The organism is Bartonella machadoae (assembly GCF_022559585.1).
GTDB lineage: Bacteria > Pseudomonadota > Alphaproteobacteria > Rhizobiales > Rhizobiaceae > Bartonella > Bartonella machadoae.
In genome coordinates this window covers 2,486,949-2,505,766 of record NZ_CP087114.1, presented here as the reverse complement: position 1 = coordinate 2,505,766, position 18,818 = coordinate 2,486,949, and the positions used below count along the sequence as shown (strand labels likewise).

General features: G+C 41.0%; 17 protein-coding genes and 2 pseudogenes. 10 read left to right on the top strand and 9 right to left on the bottom strand.

All coding sequences use genetic code 11. The annotated features are described in order from the left end of the window. Positions 1–9: 9 nt before the first annotated feature. The 4 genes from LNM86_RS11915 to LNM86_RS11900 form a co-directional block, all read right to left on the bottom strand. A complete protein-coding gene (locus LNM86_RS11915; RefSeq protein WP_241437824.1) occupies positions 10–402 on the bottom strand; it encodes an MliC family protein in 393 nt (130 codons plus the stop codon). A 17-nt stretch (positions 403–419) separates the two neighbouring features. Next, positions 420–815: an MliC family protein gene (locus tag LNM86_RS11910; protein WP_241437823.1), complete on the bottom strand. Its 396-nt coding sequence runs from the start codon at positions 813–815 to the stop codon at positions 420–422. A 409-nt stretch (positions 816–1,224) separates the two neighbouring features. After that, positions 1,225–2,358 carry a 3-dehydroquinate synthase gene (aroB, locus tag LNM86_RS11905; RefSeq protein ID WP_241437822.1) on the bottom strand — a complete coding sequence of 378 codons (1,134 nt, stop codon included), beginning with the start codon at positions 2,356–2,358 and terminating at the stop codon, positions 1,225–1,227. Next, positions 2,333–2,965: a shikimate kinase gene (locus LNM86_RS11900; RefSeq protein ID WP_241437821.1), complete on the bottom strand. Its 633-nt coding sequence runs from the start codon at positions 2,963–2,965 to the stop codon at positions 2,333–2,335. The genes aroB and LNM86_RS11900 overlap by 26 nt, the downstream gene beginning before the upstream one ends. Before the next feature lie 255 nt (positions 2,966–3,220). Here LNM86_RS11900 and LNM86_RS11895 point away from each other — a divergent pair, with 255 nt between their 5' ends. The 3 genes from LNM86_RS11895 to LNM86_RS11885 all read left to right on the top strand — a co-directional run bounded on the left by LNM86_RS11895 (position 3,221) and on the right by LNM86_RS11885 (position 5,982). Further along, positions 3,221–4,159, top strand: a complete 939-nt coding sequence (locus tag LNM86_RS11895) for a site-specific tyrosine recombinase XerD (protein WP_241437820.1) — start codon at positions 3,221–3,223, stop codon at positions 4,157–4,159. A 79-nt stretch (positions 4,160–4,238) separates the two neighbouring features. Then, positions 4,239–5,195 carry an acetyl-CoA carboxylase carboxyltransferase subunit alpha gene (locus LNM86_RS11890; RefSeq protein WP_241437819.1) on the top strand — a complete coding sequence of 319 codons (957 nt, stop codon included), beginning with the start codon at positions 4,239–4,241 and terminating at the stop codon, positions 5,193–5,195. Between the two features lie 37 nt (positions 5,196–5,232). Beyond that, positions 5,233–5,982 (top strand): L,D-transpeptidase family protein, encoded by a 750-nt coding sequence (locus LNM86_RS11885; protein WP_241437818.1) that lies wholly within the window; start codon positions 5,233–5,235, stop codon positions 5,980–5,982. 116 nt (positions 5,983–6,098) lie between these two features. On the opposite strand, the pseudogene LNM86_RS11880 reads toward LNM86_RS11885, so the two are convergent. From LNM86_RS11880 to LNM86_RS11865, 4 genes and pseudogenes are all read right to left on the bottom strand, one after another. Next, a pseudogene (locus tag LNM86_RS11880) lies at positions 6,099–6,546 on the bottom strand (integrase arm-type DNA-binding domain-containing protein); the annotation flags it as partial. A gap of 337 nt (positions 6,547–6,883) precedes the next feature. Next, entirely contained in the window at positions 6,884–7,945 is a 1,062-nt protein-coding gene (locus LNM86_RS11875; RefSeq protein WP_241439018.1) for a CobW family GTP-binding protein, read from the bottom strand. A 5-nt stretch (positions 7,946–7,950) separates the two neighbouring features. Then, on the bottom strand, positions 7,951–9,057 hold the full coding sequence (locus LNM86_RS11870; protein ID WP_241437817.1) for a D-alanyl-D-alanine carboxypeptidase family protein: 1,107 nt from the start codon (positions 9,055–9,057) through the stop codon (positions 7,951–7,953). A 596-nt stretch (positions 9,058–9,653) separates the two neighbouring features. Next, the gene (locus LNM86_RS11865) at positions 9,654–10,448 is read right to left on the bottom strand and encodes a lysophospholipid acyltransferase family protein (protein WP_241437816.1); all 795 of its coding nucleotides are present in this window, start codon (positions 10,446–10,448) and stop codon (positions 9,654–9,656) included. A gap of 142 nt (positions 10,449–10,590) precedes the next feature. Here LNM86_RS11865 and thiD point away from each other — a divergent pair, with 142 nt between their 5' ends. Both thiD and LNM86_RS11855 read left to right on the top strand, forming a co-directional pair. After that, positions 10,591–11,454, top strand: a complete 864-nt coding sequence (thiD, locus tag LNM86_RS11860) for a bifunctional hydroxymethylpyrimidine kinase/phosphomethylpyrimidine kinase (protein ID WP_241437815.1) — start codon at positions 10,591–10,593, stop codon at positions 11,452–11,454. A 240-nt stretch (positions 11,455–11,694) separates the two neighbouring features. Continuing rightward, positions 11,695–12,831 (top strand): annotated as a pseudogene (locus tag LNM86_RS11855) (replicative DNA helicase); the annotation flags it as partial. Positions 12,832–13,502: 671 nt separating this feature from the next. Here LNM86_RS11855 and LNM86_RS11850 read toward each other — a convergent pair. Further along, on the bottom strand, positions 13,503–14,024 hold the full coding sequence (locus LNM86_RS11850) for a helix-turn-helix domain-containing protein (protein ID WP_241438916.1): 522 nt from the start codon (positions 14,022–14,024) through the stop codon (positions 13,503–13,505). 149 nt (positions 14,025–14,173) lie between these two features. Between LNM86_RS11850 and LNM86_RS11845 the strand changes: the two genes are divergently transcribed. The 5 genes from LNM86_RS11845 (at position 14,174) to LNM86_RS11825 (ending at position 18,534) form a co-directional block, all read left to right on the top strand. Beyond that, the gene (locus tag LNM86_RS11845; RefSeq protein ID WP_241437195.1) at positions 14,174–14,467 is read left to right on the top strand and encodes a helix-turn-helix domain-containing protein; all 294 of its coding nucleotides are present in this window, start codon (positions 14,174–14,176) and stop codon (positions 14,465–14,467) included. 200 nt (positions 14,468–14,667) lie between these two features. Then, a complete protein-coding gene (locus LNM86_RS11840) occupies positions 14,668–15,066 on the top strand; it encodes a hypothetical protein (RefSeq protein ID WP_241437194.1) in 399 nt (132 codons plus the stop codon). After that, entirely contained in the window at positions 15,066–16,085 is a 1,020-nt protein-coding gene (locus LNM86_RS11835; RefSeq protein WP_241437193.1) for a ParB/RepB/Spo0J family partition protein, read from the top strand. Before LNM86_RS11840 ends, LNM86_RS11835 begins: the two co-directional genes overlap by 1 nt. Further along, positions 16,085–16,543, top strand: coding sequence for a hypothetical protein (locus LNM86_RS11830; protein WP_241438917.1), 459 nt, complete (start codon positions 16,085–16,087; stop codon positions 16,541–16,543). Before LNM86_RS11835 ends, LNM86_RS11830 begins: the two co-directional genes overlap by 1 nt. Further along, entirely contained in the window at positions 16,540–18,534 is a 1,995-nt protein-coding gene (locus LNM86_RS11825; protein ID WP_241437192.1) for a transposase domain-containing protein, read from the top strand. The genes LNM86_RS11830 and LNM86_RS11825 overlap by 4 nt, the downstream gene beginning before the upstream one ends. The last annotated feature ends 284 nt before the right edge of the window (positions 18,535–18,818 follow it).

The window sequence follows — 18,818 nt, the reverse complement described above, 5'->3', positions numbered from 1 at the left end:
AGTCTTTTGTTATTTTGTATCTTGTTCCTCTGTACAAAGGAAAGGATTTTCCTCCTTTGGATCATTAATGAGGTTATAAAATGAAGCTTCGTTTTTTGTCGTCCACCAAATATATTCAGCTCCCGCATATTTTGCTCCAGAAGCGGCAATAACATTTGCAGCAATAACACGCTTTCCGTTCCATTTGAGATCAACTAATGAAATGTCACCAGCATTGTAGTAGGTTGCCTCAACATGCTCCTTTTTTGTTCCCATCTCGCATTTATAGGAAACAATTTCTGTTGTTGGTTCTGGGGTGTCTGGCACCTCAATGACGAGAGAGCCCGCAAAAGCACTCATTGAGCTAAAAAGTGATAGACTTAAAATGGCAAAAAACCGTAAATTAAAAAAAGTTTTTTTCATGATGTCTCCTTTGTTCTTTAAAATAATAATGTCGATTCATCTTTACAGTGGATGCGTTTTTTTCCTTCTGGATCTTGAACAAGATCATGAAGTATAATTTCATTGTTGATTTCCCACCAAATATACTGGGCTCCTTCATATTTTTTCCCTGTATTGGCGATGACATTTGCAGCAATAACGCGGTCACCTTTCCACTTGAAATCAACCAATGAAATATTATCAGCATTGAGATAGACGGCTTCAACACGTTCTTTACTGGTTCCAGTATCACATTGATAGGCGACGGTTTGTGTTTTTGGTTCTGGAGTGTCTGGTACCTCAATCACTATAGAGCCAGCGAAGGCATTAATTGAGCTGAAAGATGATAAAATTAAAGCGGCGAAAAATCCTAAATGTTGTGGAGTTTTTTTCATAATGCTTCCCTGTGTTATGCAGAACGAAATAATTTGATTGATAAGATGGTGTCTACGGCAGGATTCGAACCTGCGACCCCAGGATTCATACCACTTCGATTTTCACCGCCAGCTTTGTAAGCTGTTTGTGGTCTGGACTGTCTCTTCACCTTGAAGCTTACGCTCTTTAGGTGCTGCCCGTTCAGTCTCTACACCTTCCTTTTGTTTGAAAAAAGGCTTGGCTCGGGATTGGCATATAGTCCCTATGAAGCTTTCCCCGAATTTGAGCAGATTCACTTTAAAGATTTCTCCTTAATGTGCCCAATTTCCTTAGGAATCCTGTGCTCTATCCTACTGAGCTACGCAGACATCATCATACTTATTTTCTTTAATAGAAGTATAAAAACGAATCAATTATATTCAATATGAATTAACGATTTTCTGCTAATTTTTGTTCCAGAAAAGTTAAAACTGCCTCAGGAGAAACATTTTTTGCAATAAATGATTGACCAATTCCGCGTGTTAGGATGAAGGTCAAGCTATTTTTTGAAACTTTTTTGTCTTGGGCAATGAGAGCCATGAGTGTTTTAGCATCTGGGAGTTCGCCTGGAATCTCTTTTAATTGTGTTGGCAGACCCATGGCTTTGAGGTGTGTTGCAACACGTTGCGTGTGGCTAGGGTCTAGTAAATTCAGTTGAGTGGAAAATTGATGTGCTAGAACCATTCCAATTGCTACAGCTTCACCGTGGATTAAGCGGTTTGAATCGTAGGCGGTTGCTGTTTCAAGCATGTGTCCAAATGTATGGCCAAGGTTTAAGAGTGCACGTTCTCCCGCCTCATATTCGTCACGCGTTACAATATCGGCTTTAAATTGGCATGAACGGACAATAGCTTCTGTTCGTGTCGGACCATTGGAAAAGATTTTTTGCCCGTTTGTTTCAAGCCATGCAAAGAAATCAGGCTGGTTAATGAGACCATATTTGACCATTTCTGCGTAGCCAGCGCGAAATTCACGCGGTGGTAGTGTATCAAGAATACAGGTATCAGCAATAACACAGCTTGGTTGATAAAAAGTACCAATAAGATTTTTACCATATTGGCTATTAATACCCGTTTTTCCACCAACAGAGGAGTCAATTTGTGCAAGCAGAGTTGTAGGCATTTGAATGAAATTCATGCCACGGCGTATAATGCTTGCGGCAAATCCTCCTAAGTCGCCAACAACGCCACCACCAAAAGCAATAACACAGTCACCTCGCTCTAAACGTGCAGAAAGGATTTTATCGATAACAGTTTGTAGAGTGGAAAATGATTTTGATTGTTCCCCAGCTTCCACAATAATGGGAATAGTACGGATTTCGCTGTTTGTTAATTGTTCCTGTAATTTAGCCAAATGGAAAGATGCAACATTGGTGTCTGTAACAACGGCCAGACGCATCTTATCGGAGCCTTTTTGCTGAAGAGAATATTTAATGTGTGAAGCAGCTTGTGCAATCAGATCTGGACCAATGATGATATTGTAACAACGCTTGTCCAGTTTAACAGTGACGGTCTTGGTCTGCATGTTTGTTATTCCTATCGTTATTTTCTGTATTAAGGTAGTGCTGTAGAGACCGTATGACATTTTTTGCTACGGTATGGCGGCTTTCTTTATGACTGTTAATTGTTAAGTTTGCTTTGGCATAGATAGGATAACGCTGTTCCATGAGTTTTTGCATGATTTCTTGAGGATTTGCTGTTTGAAGGAGAGGTCGTGTTGGGCGCCGTGAGACACGTTTCATGAGGATATCAAGCTCTACTTTGAGCCAGATGGATATCCCATTTTCATGGATAGCTTTGCGAATATTTTCATTAATATAGGCACCACCACCTGTTGCTAAAACAAGGGGACTTTTTTTTACGAGGTTTAAAATAACACGCTGTTCAAGAGCACGGAATTCAGGTTCACCATAAATTTTAAAAAGTTCCGTGATGGTCATTTTTGAAGCTTTTTCAATTTCTTGATCAGAATCATAAAAGGGTAAATGAAGCATGGTGGCGACGCGTTTGCCGATGACTGATTTGCCTGCTCCCATCAGACCAACAAAGACAAGGGCACGTTTATCAAGAGAGGATAAAAGTTGTTTTTTTATCTGTGTTATCGGGATATGTTGAGATCGATGATTGTTCATAACCTATTTCGGCATTTATCTGCTTTAAAGTCAATTCCTGTTAATCTTTGTAAGATATCATATAAGGATGGAATACTTTTAGATAGTTTATTGTTTTATGCCAACATTAACCAGATTTTTGATGATTCTTTTCATTTTATTTGCTGTTTTTCTCGGTATAATGATTGCGCTCGTGGTTCTGGTAGAGCCGGTGAGGGTGGAAACATATATCGATGTTCCTTTAAATTCACTAAATCTTTCTTCGAAGGCGAATCAATGAAAAGTGATGTTGTGATAGAGCGTTTTCTTGAGATGATGAGTGCTGAGCGAGGTGCTGCTACACATACGCTTTCGGCTTATCAGCATGATTTACAATGGGCACAAAATGAATTGTCTTCGCACTCTCGTTCACTCTTTTCGGCACAAAGAAAAGATTTAATGAGTCTTTTGTCACTTATGCACACTCTTGGTTTTACAGCATCTTCGCAAGCGCGTCGTTTATCGACTTTGCGTCAGTTCTATCAGTTTCTTTATGCAGAAGGTTTGAGAGCCGATGATCCCTCTTATGATATTGATGCACCTCGTCAAGGGCGTCCTTTGCCCAAGGTTATCAGTGAGGGTGCAGTGACAAAATTACTTGATTTAGCACAATTGGAAGTGGAACAAGCAGATTATGGATCAAAGAATCATTTCCGAGCATTGCGTCTTCAGGTGTTGATTGAAATGCTTTATGCAACAGGTTTACGTATTAGTGAGTTGGTGAGTCTTCCGGTACAAGCTGTTCGAGGGGGCGGGTGTAGTCTGTTGGTTCGTGGTAAGGGTAAAAAAGAACGAATGGTGCTGTTATCAAAAAAAGCACGCCAAGTTCTTACGCAGTGGTTAAACTTGCGTGATCAAGGAAATGATGCAGAAAGTCCTTATCTTTTTCCTGCCCATTCAGAAACAGGCTATATTGCTCGACAAGTTGTTGCACGGGATTTAAAAGGTCTTGCAAATAGATCAGGAATAACAAGTCGTCATTTTTCTCCCCATGTGTTACGTCATGCTTTTGCGAGCCATCTTTTGCAAAATGGTGCGGATTTACGTGCCGTTCAGCATTTATTAGGTCACTCTGATATTGCTACTACTCAAATTTACACGCATGTGTTGGAAGAAGGCCTTTATCGTTTAGTTAATGAACATCATCCTCTTGCAGATGAAAAAAACGCTCAGTAAAGAAAATGGTGATGTTTTTGAAAAATACTTTATAAAGCAAATTATAAGTTTATAAGTCACACCAAATAAGTTGAGTAGAATGTATAATTATCTTGATTTTGAAAAACCGGTTGCTGATCTCGATGGAAAAATTCTTGAGTTAAAACAGATTTCTCAAGAAGAGGGCAGCCTTGATATGAGTGATGAAATCGCACGTCTTGAAAAACGTGCGCAAACAGCATTGCGTGATCTTTATAAAAAATTATCGCCATGGCAAAAGACACAGGTGGCTCGCCATCCTGATCGTCCCCATTTTATGGATTATGCGGCGCGTTTGCTCTGTGATGTGACACCATTGGCCGGAGACCGTAAATTTGCCGAAGATGAGGCTATTCAAGCGGGGTTTGCACGCTTTAAAGGTGAAGCCATTGCCTATATCGGTCAGGAGAAAGGGCATGATACGCAAACGCGTTTGCGCTATAATTTTGGTTCTGCGCGTCCAGAAGGATATCGCAAAGCCGTGCGTATTATGGAAATGGCTGATCGTTTTGGTTTGCCACTCCTCACTTTTGTCGATACGGCAGGCGCTTATCCTGGTGTGAGTGCGGAAGAGCGCGGTCAAGCCGAAGCAATTGCTCAATCAACAGCAGCAACTTTGCGCTTAAAAGTTCCCGTGGTTTCCGTTGTTATTGGAGAAGGTGGATCAGGGGGGGCAATAGCTATTGCTGCAGCCAACAAAGTTTATATGTTAGAACATGCTATTTATTCTGTTATTTCTCCAGAAGGAGCGGCTTCTATTTTATGGCGTGATCCAACCCGTGCAAAAGATGCCGCAATGAATATGCGTATTACCGCTCAAGATTTACACCGATTAAAAATTATTGATGATATTATTCCAGAACCCTTAGGTGGCGCACATCGTGGTAAAGAGATTGTGATTGATGAGACGGGGAATGTGATTTCTTCTGCTTTGGATTCTATGGCGGGCAAAGCTGGTGAAGTTCTTAAACGAGAACGTTGGGAAAAATATCTGCAAATTGGTAGGTCTTTGGCATAAATTATTTTTGTGAGGGGATAGATTGGAGTTTTATTCAATGACATTCAAAAGATTCCTCACTGTGTGTGTGTTGTTTGCAATGGGTATATTGACGGGATGTGGGGGAAGATTGCCAGCATCTATTCGGGCTAAAGTTGAGCAACCCCTTCCACAAGAAATCCAAAACAGAATGGCTCTCTACGATATCGACCCTTATGCTCCAATTTTGATGCGATTTTTTAAAGAGGAAAATGTTGCTGAAATTTGGAAACAATCTCGTTCAGGTTCTTTCATACTGGTTGCTCGCTATGGCATTTGCAAATGGTCAGGGAAGCTTGGACCCAAATATAAAGAAGGGGATCTCCAGACACCAGAAGGTTTTTATACGATTACTGCAAACCAAATGAATCCTTACTCAAAATATTATCTTTCTTTTGATATAGGTTTTCCAAACCTTTATGATCAGGCGCATGGTCGCACAGGAAGGCATCTTATGGTCCATGGATCTTGTATTTCTGCAGGTTGTTACGCTATGAGTGATAGAAATATGGCGCAAATTTATGCTTTTGCACGGGACTCTTTCAAAGGGGGACAGAAAGAATTTCAGTTGCAAGCTTTCCCTTTTCGCATGACTGATACTAATATGACACGCCATCGTTCTGACCCCCATTATCAATTTTGGGTTATGCTGAAGGAAGGGTACGATTTCTTTGAAGAAAATCGTAAACCTCCAATTGTTGAGGTTTATGAACAACGTTATGTTTTCAGTCATAATACTGATAAAATTTCAGCTTCTTTAACACCGTGAAATTTTTTTGAAGTATAAGAGTCTCTTTCTCTTTTTGTGTTAGAATGCTTTATTCTCCATTAAGTGTGTTTGTATTTGTGATGAAATGGAGTGGAAAATGTTTGAAGATCTGCTCTACGTATATCAGTTTGCGTAATCTCTGAAACTGGTAAACAGCCTAATTTAGGGAGAATATGAAGTTTTAAAGATGAAAACCACGCACCACTTTTACCATCTCTTTTTAATTCAACTTTATGACTTTCAAAAGCATCGAGAGCGATATCTTTTAGATAATGCAGATTACACATTGTCTCATGCTTTTGTTTGTTACGTTCTTTAATGGGGTCACACCCCTCATGCAAAACAGAACGCCACCCAGTTGCACATTCACGAGCTTGCTTTAAAGAAAAATTTCTTAAAGCACAGAAGTCCATTTCACGACGGCGCCCGCAAATGGTATAATGGTAAAGCCATTGAGCACCACCATCTTTACGCTTATGAAGGTGCAAGCCGGCACCATCGTACTCTTTACCGGTCCCCAATGGTGCGACAACCCTTGTTATTGAGACGATTCATTAAAGGCATTTTTACTTCTTTCATTAGAGTTTTCTACCCACACGCTAACTCCGCTTATAACGCGCAAATAAATGATTATGATTGATTCAACATAAGAGAATTTGAGATGAAAGAATCTTACAAGATTCGAGGGTCTCATTCAACATGAAAAACGATAAATTATCGTTATAAATCAATGTGTTGTATGAATTTTGAATGATAAAGGTCTATTTTCTCTTCGTTTTAGAATGCTTTGTTCTTCACGAAAGGTGCGTGGGCACTTGTGGTAAGATGGAGTGGAGAGTGTTTAAAAATCCATTTTATGTATTCATGAAAAATTTTCATTGATTGAGAATGAGAGAAAAAATTAAAATTTCATCCCTAGAATGACCAAAGGATTGTCCAGTAGAGCAGTTTTGTCTGCTGTATCTATTGCGGGTTTGTTAAAAAAAGCATCGAAAATTTTTTGTATTGCTTCTTTTTTAACCCCATCGACAATGATAACAAAACGGCTGTGTATCATTCCTTGTGGCCAAGTTGAAAGCTTTATGGGTGGATGAAAAAATGTTTGTATACCGTGTAATACAAGGGGATGGTGTGGGTCATCACGCAATGCAATAATTGCTTTGAAGCGTAATAATTTTGTACCATAACGCTCTTTTAAGAGATCTAAAAAATTCTCAACAGTCGTATAATCAATAGACTCTTCGTAATCTAGTGAAAAGGCATAAATGGTGCTCTGGAGCGTATGATCGTGTGGAGCAAGAGTGAGCCATTGTTTAAGCGCTGTATTTTCTTTTTTTTCATCCCATAATGTCTTACCCATTAACATATTTAAACAACAGTGTTCAGAATGGACGTCTATAATTTGTGCTGTAGGATTTATTGCTCTGAGTGTGTTGATGAGTATATTTGAGGGCGTTTTTTGATCAATAAGATCTGTTTTGGTAAGAATAACTTTATCAGCAAGGACAAGTTGTTTTTGTATTTCAGGATAGCACTTTAATATGGAAGGCGCATTTAATGTATCAAATGTTGTAAGAACAGCGTCGATTGATAATGTTTGAATTAAGAGGGGATGGCTTAGAAGAGCTTGTAAAATAGGGGCGGGATCCGCCAATCCCGTTGTTTCAATGATGATACGGTTGAGTGGTTTAAGGTGTCCTCTATGAACGCGGTCAATCAAATCGGTTAATGTATCGATAAGATCGCTGCGTAAATTGCAACATAAGCAACCATTTGTAAGTTCAATGATTCCTTCTGTTGTTTTTTCAACCAGAAGATGGTCAATACTTACTTCACCAAATTCATTGATGATAACGGCACAGTCAGCCAAAAGGGGGTCTCGCAACATACGGTTGAGTAAAGTTGTCTTACCAGAGCCTAAAAAACCAGTAATAAGCGTAAGAGGGATGCGCTTTGTTTTCATATGTATCATCGACCGTGGTTTATTGCCTTTGTTAGAGGGGGAGGGGATGGCTTTTTATGCGGAATGTAGAGTTTTTTTGGCGGTTTGGCTGTGATTTTAGTTTCTTGTGGTGCACGAATAAGGCGTACTTGTAAAGGAGGTACAGAAGAAGGTGAAGGAGTGATAAAAGGTGAGGTGAGGATAATCTTTCCTTGATCGTCATAAGAATTCGCATGCATTTTTATGGCTTCAGGAGTGCACATTTGCTGTCTCATATTGCTTACTTTTGTTATCTTGGCACCATAGGGTTTTAGTGTTGCCAGTGTTAATTGGGGTATACCGTTATGAGAGAATCCTGTCTCAAGCAGTTGTGCTGCTTTTTCTTCTCTTTCACTTACGTTGTTAGAACCTAAAATGACAGCAATAATTGTGCGGTTGTTGCGTGTTGCTGAGGCAACAAGATTGAAGCCAGAATCGCAAATAAAGCCTGTTTTCATGCCATCTATTCCATAAAAACGACCAATGAGATTGTTTGAATTTTGTTGAATTTTTCGTTTGTTACCAAAATCAATGGCTGGAATAGAAAAATAATGCGCATATTGAGGAAACTCTCGACGAATCTGAACCGCTAAAAGAGCAATATCACGGGCTGTAGAATAATTGTGTGGATTTGGTAATCCACTTGCATTCGCAAAATGTGTTCCAAACATGCCAAGACGTCGTGCAGCAGCATTCATTTTTTGTACAAAAGCTTCTTGCGAACCAGCAACCGCTTCACTCATAGCAATAGCTAAATCATTGGTGGACTTAACCAGAGTAATCGTTAAGGCTGTATCAAGGCTTAGAACGGAACCAGCTTTATAACCTGAACGGTAAGCTGGGGCTTTTGCTGCATTTTCGCTAATGGTGATGTGTTTGTTGGGGGAAATTTCGCCTCGGCTCATAGCACGAAAAATGACATAAACGGTCATTAATTTTGTTAAAGAGGCAGGATACCAGCGTTCAAAAGCTTGATGGTGTTCTAAAATGCGTCCAGTTGTAACGTCAACAGAGATAAAGGGTTGAGCAAAAGCAAAACCACTCGTAAAACTTAAAATGAAAACTAAGAGTAAATTATAAAAAAGCTGCCGCATTAAGTTGAAGTCCAATTTCTACTTATTCATTATTTAGAACTGTTTTAATGTAGCACACAAAACTTTTGAATCCAGAACAGAGAAGATAGATGGTTAATACACTTTATATTGTCTTCGTTTTTCTTATGAGATAAAATTAGCATTTGTCTTTGCTTTTTCCCCTTGAATTTAACTTTGCAGTTTTAAAACATTTCTATAGCAATATCTTTTCACAATGGACATTGTGTAATGCTTTATCTTTTGTTCATCTAAGCTTTTTCTTTAGAGATATTTCATTCGTTCCAGTTCCATATTTTAGCACTGCTTGCAAAGAGTGTAATATAAAATCCATAGGGCACCATCACTTTTGTGCTTATAGAGCTATAAGTTGACATCGTACTCTTTTTGCTCATTTTCAAATCTTCAATGGCTTTTGCATTTAAGAGTCTTCACTAAGAGATATGTTCATTTCTTTTTCACATATTTTTATTTACATACTGTTTTCTTTTGTAGGCTGTAGGCAAATTTTGATGCTTCATTATTTAAGAAACGCGAAAAATATCCCCTACTCTATACGTTCAGTTCGATATAAAAGTGATAAATTACCCATTATTAAATCATTGTGTGGTTTCATCATGATTGAGTTCTTGAAGCCTTTTTACAGCAGAAGGTGGCAGAGGTGGAGAGTTAGGGTCTTGGGCTGCTAATAAAAGCAATTCATCGCAAGCTTTTTCTGTTTTTTGCACGAGTTGGTCTAGAAAATCACGTTTGCTTAGACCAGCTTCTATGGGGGGAAGAAAGCGAACACGAATTGTTCCAGGATAGCGGCGAAAATTCCCTCGAGGCCAATATAAACCAGCATTATGTGCAATGGGAACAACTTGCAGCTCTAGTTCATTATAAAGAGCAACAATCCCCGATTTATAATCTGGTTCCTGACCAGGTTGTCGACGTGTCCCTTCTGGAAAAATCAAGATTTGGCGCCCTTGTTTTGCTTTTTCTTTCGCTTTTTGTATGATGGTTTTTAAAGCTTTAATGGGTGTTGTTCGATTAATGGGGATAATTTGTGTTTTTGCCATGTACCAGCCAAAAAGTGGAATCCATGTCAACTCACGTTTTAGGATGAGAGTAGGGTCATCAAGAAAGGGGACGAGACCAAAAGTTTCCCATGCGGATTGGTGCTTTGGAGCAATAATGTATGCCCCTTTGGGGAGATTTTCTAATCCTTCAATTTCATAGTCTGTACCCGCAATGTATTTTTGTAAAAAGAGTGTAACGCGTGCCCATGTTTTAGGAACAATCCATGCTTTTTTACGTGGCATTAGAAAATAGACCGGAGCGTAAAGAATCATTTGTATAAAAGTTGTTGTATAAAAAGCGAATGTAAAAAGAAGAGAACGAAGAATAAGCACTATAATTTTCCATTTTATCTCTGTAGTGAGACTGTGTATATAACGTATTTTACATGAGAAAACATCACTCTTTATGTTTTTTCAAAGATCTCTTTTTGGGGAACCTCTTTTCTGATATTTAAAAACATAAGGAAATAGGCTGATGAAACCACAAAATAGCCAAGACAAATTTTTTATTCCACGAATTTTATCTATTGCAGGAACAGATCCTTCTGGTGGCGCTGGAATGCAAGCGGATTTAAAGGTGTTTTCAGCAATGAAAACCTATGGCATGAGTGTGGTTACAGCTGTTGTTGCACAAAATACACAAGGTGTGCGTGCTTTTCAGGCATTGGACGCTTCTTTTGTTGCTGATCAAATTGATTCTGTGTTTGAAGATATTGATGTTGATGCCGTTAAAATTGGTATGGTGGCAAATGCTCAGATTGCCCAGATTGTAGCAGAGCGTTTGGCTTACTATAAACCTCGTTTTATTGTTTTTGATCCGGTTATGGTGGCAAAAAGTGGAGATGTTCTTTTAACACCTGATACAATTGAAGTTATGCGTGATGTTCTTGTGCCAATAGCGACTTTGATTACACCAAATTTGCCTGAAGCAGCTTTGTTATTGGAATGTGAAGCGCAGTGGTCGTTAGAGACTATGTACCAATATGGACCACAGCTTTTGGCATTAGGATGTCATGCAGTTCTCTTGAAGGGGGGGCATTTAAGTACTCTGGCAAGCAAAAGTACAGAAAATTACAATTCTTCTAGTCCGGATCTTTATTGTGACGGTGAAGACCTTATCATGCTTGAAGCTCCTCGTCTTATTACTACGCATGATCACGGCACAGGTTGTACCATTTCTGCTGCTATTGCAGCTTTGTTGCCGACAAAGCCTTTGGTTTGTGCTGTTAAACAAGCAAAAAACTATTTGAATGGCGCTTTATCTGCTTCAAGTGCTTTACACGTGGGAAAAGGGCGAGGACCACTGCATCATTTTTATGAATTATGGAAGAATGAATAATGCAATTGATGTAAAAAAAATTTTACTCTGTGATTTGTTGATTCGTTCTGCTTTGTTTTCAATTATACAAAGACTAATAAAGGTTTGATTGACTACAAGATGTGATAATTCATTTTTTTACATTTATATTTTTTATCATTTAATGTGTTTTTTGCAATTTAGATTGCGAACCTAAAAAATTAAAAGAACGAAAAATTACTAAAATCAAAATCTGATAGTAAAAAGAAAAGCTCTCAAACTGTTATGATCATTAATGCGCAAGATTATGGGCGGGTTCTTTATGATCTTTTCCTTCGACGTTGTTTGATTACTCTTGGGCATCAGGTTGTTCATACAGCTTTTGATGCTCCTGTAGAGTTGAGTTCCTCACAACAGATTGAAAGAATTGAACAGCAATTGTTTGAGTTGGCAGAAAAGGGAAAATATGGCGGTGGATTTGAAAATTTTGCAGACGCTCTCACAAAGGCGCTTACCATGGCAAGTGCTGCTATAAAGCGTTCCTCAAGACTTTCAGGGATAGCAACCCATATCAAAACCCTTGATGAGAAAATGGGAGGGTTACAAAAATCTGATCTCATTATTCTTGCTGGTCGTCCCGGTATGGGGAAAACCTCTCTTGCGACCCACATTGCCTTTAATATTGCCAATGCTTGCAAGAGCGATGATCAAACACAGGAACAAAACAATGAGGGAGGTATCGTTGGATTCTTCTCGTTAGAAATGTCCTCAGAGCAGCTAGCAACCCGTATCATTTCTGAACAAACAGAAGTCTCTTCTTCTGATATCAGACGGGGCAATCTCTCAGAACAGCAATTTACTAAACTCATCCACATGACATGTTCTCTGCAAAAAGCCCCGCTTTATATCGACCAAACGGGTGGTCTGTCTGTTGCTCAATTGGCAGCACGTGCAAGGTGTTTAAAGAGACAACATGGTTTGGATGTTTTGGTTATTGACTATATCCAGTTCATGGCGGGTCATACAAAGCGTTCCTCAGACAATCGTGTGCAAGAAATGACAGCCATTACCATGGCTCTTAAGGCACTGGCAAAAGAGCTAAATATTCCCATCATTGCTCTTTCACAGTTTTCACGACAAGTTGAAAACCGTACAGACAAACGCCCACAACTTTCTGATTTACGTGAATCCGGTTCGATTGAACAAGATGCAGATATTGTTTTGTTTGTCTATCGTGAAGAATATTACTTGAAAAATGAACAGCCAAAGGAAGGCAGCGTTGAATCTGTTAAATGGCAAGAGAAGATGGATCAGGTGAGGGGGCAAGCTGAAGTGATTATAGCCAAGCAACGTCATAGTCCCACATGCACTGTTCCTCTTGCTTTCCAAGCTGATTTTACATGTTTTAGTGATCTATGAAGAAAATCATAAGAGAAAAACAGGCATAAAAGGAGCAATAAATGGCTTTTGAAAGGCCTTTGAAGACCCTTTGAGAGCCCTTTGAAAAAATGAAAATCCTTTGAAAATGAGGTTATTTTTACAAAATATGATGCAAATGATACAAAATTTACTGGTCTCTGCATGCATATCTTACAGATTTTAAGTGTCAAATGATGGGATTGTTGGAAGATGTAGTTTGACAGTAGGTTTTGCAGTAAGTGGGAAGAGGTGGGATTAGGTAGGAATACGTGGTAATTTGTTGTTTTTATGCATATTTTTTACCTTAAAATGCGCGTTTTGTCAAAAGAGATTTTGACACCTGAAAATGGCAAAAAGAGCGAAAAATGCCAAAAATTAGAATTTTGCACTAAAAATAAGAAAAAGCTTTGAATGGTCTTTGAAAATCCTTTGAAGAATTTTAAAAAGTCTGTGAAATCCCAGAAAACCGGCTTTGAAGACCCTTTGAAAAAAATGAAGCAAAAAATGTAATTACCTTCAAAATCAGCCCAAAATGACCAAAAAAGCAAAAAAGAAACGCGTCATATGGCGCATTTCTATTTTTTTCGCATATAATCTTTTAAAAACAATAATTTAATTTATTTTGTTAATGTAAGGAGAAACGCGCCTACATTTTTCCTTTTAAAGGGACATTAGGCCGTATTTTGTGTGGTTGTTAGATGTGCTTTTTCAGCTTCAATTTGTCGCTTTAAGTGCAACTTTAGAAGAGGAAAAGTCGCTTCGACTTCTTCTGGGTCATTGATGTTTTGAACAAGCTCTTGCAACTTTCTATAAAGCTCTGCCGCTAATTCCGCTATATCTTCAGGGGGGAGTTTTATTTTTGCGTCGCGATAGGTCGTATAAGCTATGCGACCGAGCTTTTTCATTAGCCCAGTAGGGATGGTAGGTGCTTTTAAACCAAGCACTTTCGTTATATCTACGAACATTTCGCCTTCGCCTGTAACAAACCAAGCTAAGTTAACCTGTAATTTCTGTGACAAAGCAGTCAAAAACTCGACATTGGGAAAGGTAGTACCTCTTTCAGCGTGGTCATAAATTGCCTTCTTAATACCTAAACGGGTAGCTATTTGATCTCGATTAAGCTGTAAGCTTTCTCGTATCAAACGTAATCGTTTTGCTTGTTCAGTTTTTGGTTCAATTTCTTTTTTTGCCAAATCACAAAATAATGCAAATATTGAATTGACATAATGCAATTCTTGCATTATACCTCATATTACAGCCCGTTATTAAGGGCAGTTATTACACAAAGAACCCCACAAAAGACGGATGGTTGCGACATCCGTTTCAAGCAGGAGCGAAAGTTATGACTATCACACAAACATGGGATCGCCATAGTATTTTAGCTGAGCTACGCCGCCGTAATATGACCTTGGCGGAACTCACGAAAGTTTATCAAATCCCGTCATCCAGTGTCAAAAACATTTGGACACGGCCCAATGAAAAAGCTGAACGTGCCATTGCCGATTTTATCGGCTTGCCCGTCGAGCAGGTTTTTAGCGACCGCTACCCTAAAACGAACCGTCGCATTTTTAAAGCAGCAAAACATGCCAATACGGATTTGAGTGCACATTCCACATTGCGCGGTAATGCCGCTTGAACTTTGTTGCAAGGTTGTGCGTGTGTTTTACGCATTTCCCATGAATTTAAATATCATAAGATAAAAAGAGTTATCAATGTCTAAACATCAATACGAAATAGGCAAGATAAATTGCAGAGAGTTGCATGGTCAAACGGCTGTTTGGATAGGTTTGTTTTGGCGCTTAGGTGGTAAGCAGGTTCTCTTTAGAGGGGGGTGTTATGGTTGCAGCTTGTAATTTATGGACCCCAGAGGCAAAAAGAGAAATCGTCAACCCTTATTCAGAAGTTGAACGGTTAGAAACGATGCTTGCTTGTTGTTTTAAGGCGGTGAATGGAGGCTTTAGGCATCTTCCAATCCGGTATATTATTGATCCGCCGCATGGTTTGTTTGATGCGGCATTAGCACGGCAGATTGTTATTCATATTTTGCATTATCAGTTTGAAGTGCCGCGGCGGCGTATTGTCGCCATACAAGCACGGCAGCGGACTTCTATATCTTTGTCTCTTCAAGTGATTAGTCAGCGTTTGAACGATCCTGTTTTTGCTAGGGCTTATCGAAGATGGGTGTGCCGTGCGATGGATTTGTTTTTTAAAGAAATGAGAAAGGCGGCGGGGTGATGGCACAGTTTCAAAGGCTTTCTCTTGATGTGATTGTTGTGCCGGAGCGTATTCGCCCTGTGGATGATGAGCATGCTAAGGCTCTTGCGCAATCGATAGCGCGAGAAGGGTTGATGAACCCGATTACCGTGCGCCATACGCCCAATGCAAAAGAGGGTAATTATACGCTTATTGCCGGTGCGCACCGATTACGGGCTGCTGCGCTTTTGGGTTTTGGCGAAATTGATGCGGTTGTTGTGCAAGCGGATAAGGAGAATGCTGCACTATTAGAGGTTGCGGAAAATCTGTTTCGTAATGAATTATCTGTTATTGACCGTGCTTTGTTTGTCCAGACCTACCGTGAATTGTGGGAGAAGAAGTATGGGGAGATTCAACGTGGTGGGGACGGTAGTAACCAGCATAAAAGCAAAAAAGAGCAATTGGGTAAAGTTTACCCTATTGCTCAAATCAGTGATAATGCCTCTTCAAATGACAATGAAATCGCCCGTGAAGGGGACGAAGTAGCAAAGGTGCAAGTTGCACCTTTGCCAAATGATGGGTCTTTGGAGGAATTCGGTCAAGTTGACCGAATTGCTCAAAGGAGTAGCAATAGTGCAAAGTTTGCACAATTGCATGATGAAGAGCAATTGGGTAAAGTTTACCCTTTTGCTAAACATGTGGCGGACCGCATTGGTTTATCGAAACGCGCAGTACATTATTTAACAAAGATTGCGCAGCATTTACAGCCGGAATTGCGGTCGGTTTTGCGTGGGACCGCCTTGGCGGATAATCAGGCACAATTGTTAAAATTGGCAAAGATGGAGCCGTTGGCACAGCGGAGAGTGGCGGTTGCGTTTCAACAGGTTGAGGGGGATTTGCGACGGGCTTTTGATTTGGTCAATGGGATTAATACGCCCCCGCAAATTAATGAACAGGAACGGATTTTTGCCCAATTATTGGGGGTGTGGCAAAGGGCGAATGAGCAAACGCGGGCGCGTTTTTGCGCCTATTTAGAAAAGCAAGCGGTGGAGGTGCAATGATGAAGATGCATGGTTGCGGGCAGCTTGATTTTTTTCAACAGCCGGTTTTTCCTTGCCGCGAACCGGTTGCGCAGATTGATTTGGAGCGGTTTCGCTCACACATGAAGCGCGCCATGGCACGGGCTTTACGCGAATGCCGGTTTGAACGCAGCGTGGTTGCGGAACGTATGGCGCATTATTTGGGCATTGGTTGTTTGAGTAAGGCGAGTTTGGATGCTTATGTTGCTGAGAGTAAGCAGGTGGATATTTCTCTACCGCGTTTTAAGGCCTTTGTGCGGGCGACAGAAGCTTTTTGGCTCTGGGATGAGGTGGTGCGTGAAGATGGTTTGTTGTTGTTGCAAGGGGATGAAGCGCGCTTGGCAGAGATTGCAAGGCTCCAGCAAGAACAGCGAGAGATTGCGGCACGGTTAAAGGTTATGCGTGCGACCCCTGTGAGAATTAGACGGGGGCAGCCATGAAGGAATGGTTTAGTATTGCTGAATTGGCTGAAGCGGCTTTGCCAGGGTTGCCGAAGACAAAAATTGGTCTCAATAATTTTGCGCTTAAAAAATGGCGTTTGAATAAACAATTGTTTCGCCAAACATTAGGTAAGACCAAGCCGGTTTGGGAGTATCATCTCTCGTTATTGCCGGAGGAGGCGCGGGCGGCTTTGTTGGTGCGCTCTGGTGCGGGGTGTGTTTCGGGGGAGAGTCGTGGGCAAAAAGAAGACCTTTGGGCGCGTTATGAGGGGCTTTCAAAGGAGCATAAAAGGCGCTGTGAAGAGCGTTTGAAGGCACTTTGTTTTATGGATGATTTACTCCATGGAGGTCTTGGCGTGCATGATGCGGCGGTACGGACGGGGGTTCATTTTGGTATCAGTTGTCGGTCACTGTTTCATTGGTGGCAAAGGGTGGAAGGTTATGAACGCCCTGATTGGCTTGCGGCTTTAGCGCCTTGTTATGGTGAGGAGAATTTTTCACAATTTGCGCCTTGTCATGAGGAGGCTTGGGAGGTTCTCTGTTCGGATTATTTACGTCCCTCTAAACCGGCTTTTTCGGCGTGTTATCGGCGGATGGTTGTGATTGCACGAGAAAAGGGTTGGGAACCACTTCCTTCGGAGCGGGCTTTGCGGCGGCGTTTTCATAAAGAAGTTTCCAAGGCGGCTGTGGTGTTGGCGCGTGAGGGAGAAGAAAAGGCAAAAAAGCTTTATCCAGCACAACGGCGTGATCGCTCGAGCCTGCATGCTTTGCAAGCGGTGAATATGGATGGGCACAAGCTGGATGTTTTTGTGACTGTGCCTTGGGCGGAGAAGCCTGTGCGGCTTTATTTGATAGCTATACAAGATCTTTATTCGGGGAAGATTTTATCGTGGCGCCTATCGGATGTTGAAAGCTGGGAAATCGTTCGTTTGGTGATTGGTGATATGGTTGAAGCCTATGGGATACCGGAGCGCATGACTTTGGATAATGGGCGCGCCTTTACCAGCAAATGGATTTCTGGGGGTGTGCAAAACCGTTTTCGCTTTAAGATTAAGCCGGATGATCCGCAAGGACTTTTGACGAGTTTGGGTGTGCAATTGCAATGGACGACGCCTTATAGTGGGCAATCGAAACCGATTGAACGGGCATGGCGTGATTTGGCGGAAGGGATTTCGAAACATCCTTTTTGTGCGGGGGCTTATACGGGCAATAAGCCGGATGCCAAGCCTGAGGATTATGGTAAGCGTGCGATTGGATTTGAAGAATTTAAAGCCCATGTTGGCGCGCAGATTATGGCGCATAATGAGCAAACGGGGCGCAAGGCGGTTAATTGTGCGGGGCGCAGTTTTGATGTGACCTTTGCTGAGAGTTTAAAAGCCGATGGGACGATTGTTCGGCAAGCAACAGCGGCGCAACGGGCTTTATGGCTTTTGACTTCACAAGCGCTTCGGGCGCAAAAGGGCACGGGTGAGATCCATTTTTATGGCAATCGTTACTGGGCGCGTGCGTTGAACGAATATGCGGGACAGAAGGTGATTGTGCGCTTTGATCCGGATGATTTGCATCAGGATTTGCGGGTTTATGATTTGAACAATCGGTTTATTTGCATGGCATCTTGTCTATGTGATGTGGGTTTTTACGATCAGCAGGCGGCGCGTTTGAATGGGCGTTTGCGTAAAGAATATGTGAAGGCTGTGAAAGCCGAAAAGCAGTTGGCAGCCAAACTTGCCCCTGATCAATTGGCTGATGTTTATGGGTGCCTTGAGAAAAAGGGCAAAGAGTTAAAACGCAAATCTGCGATCAAAGCAAAGGTTACACGATTGGTTGCAAACAATGTGGGGAATTTGGCTAATAGGGGGAATTTGGCTTTGACAGCAAAGGAGGATGAGGCTTTGGAAGAAGAAGAATTTAGCCAACATCTTCACAAGGCTTTAAGACGGCTTTCTGTCTGTGATGGGGGGCGTGAAGTGATAAAGTTTCCTAAGCAATAGGAAAAGGAGAGGGGGATTTTAGGGGACTGGTTGAGGTCCATGTGCGGGGTTGAAGAATGAACAGAGAAAGGGGGGAGAAGTCTTATCCATTTCAATTTCTAAATCAATACAATCCAATTTTTATGCGTCTTTGCCTGATTGGGTGAGGAGTATGGAGTGATTTAAGTTTCCCTTTTGAGTGAAAAGGTGCAGGGGGGAGATTGTCGGGAGCCGGTTGAGTATCGCGTACGGCTTTAGGTTAAACAAAATGGGTAGGTTTGCAACCCTACCCATTCAATAGTCTA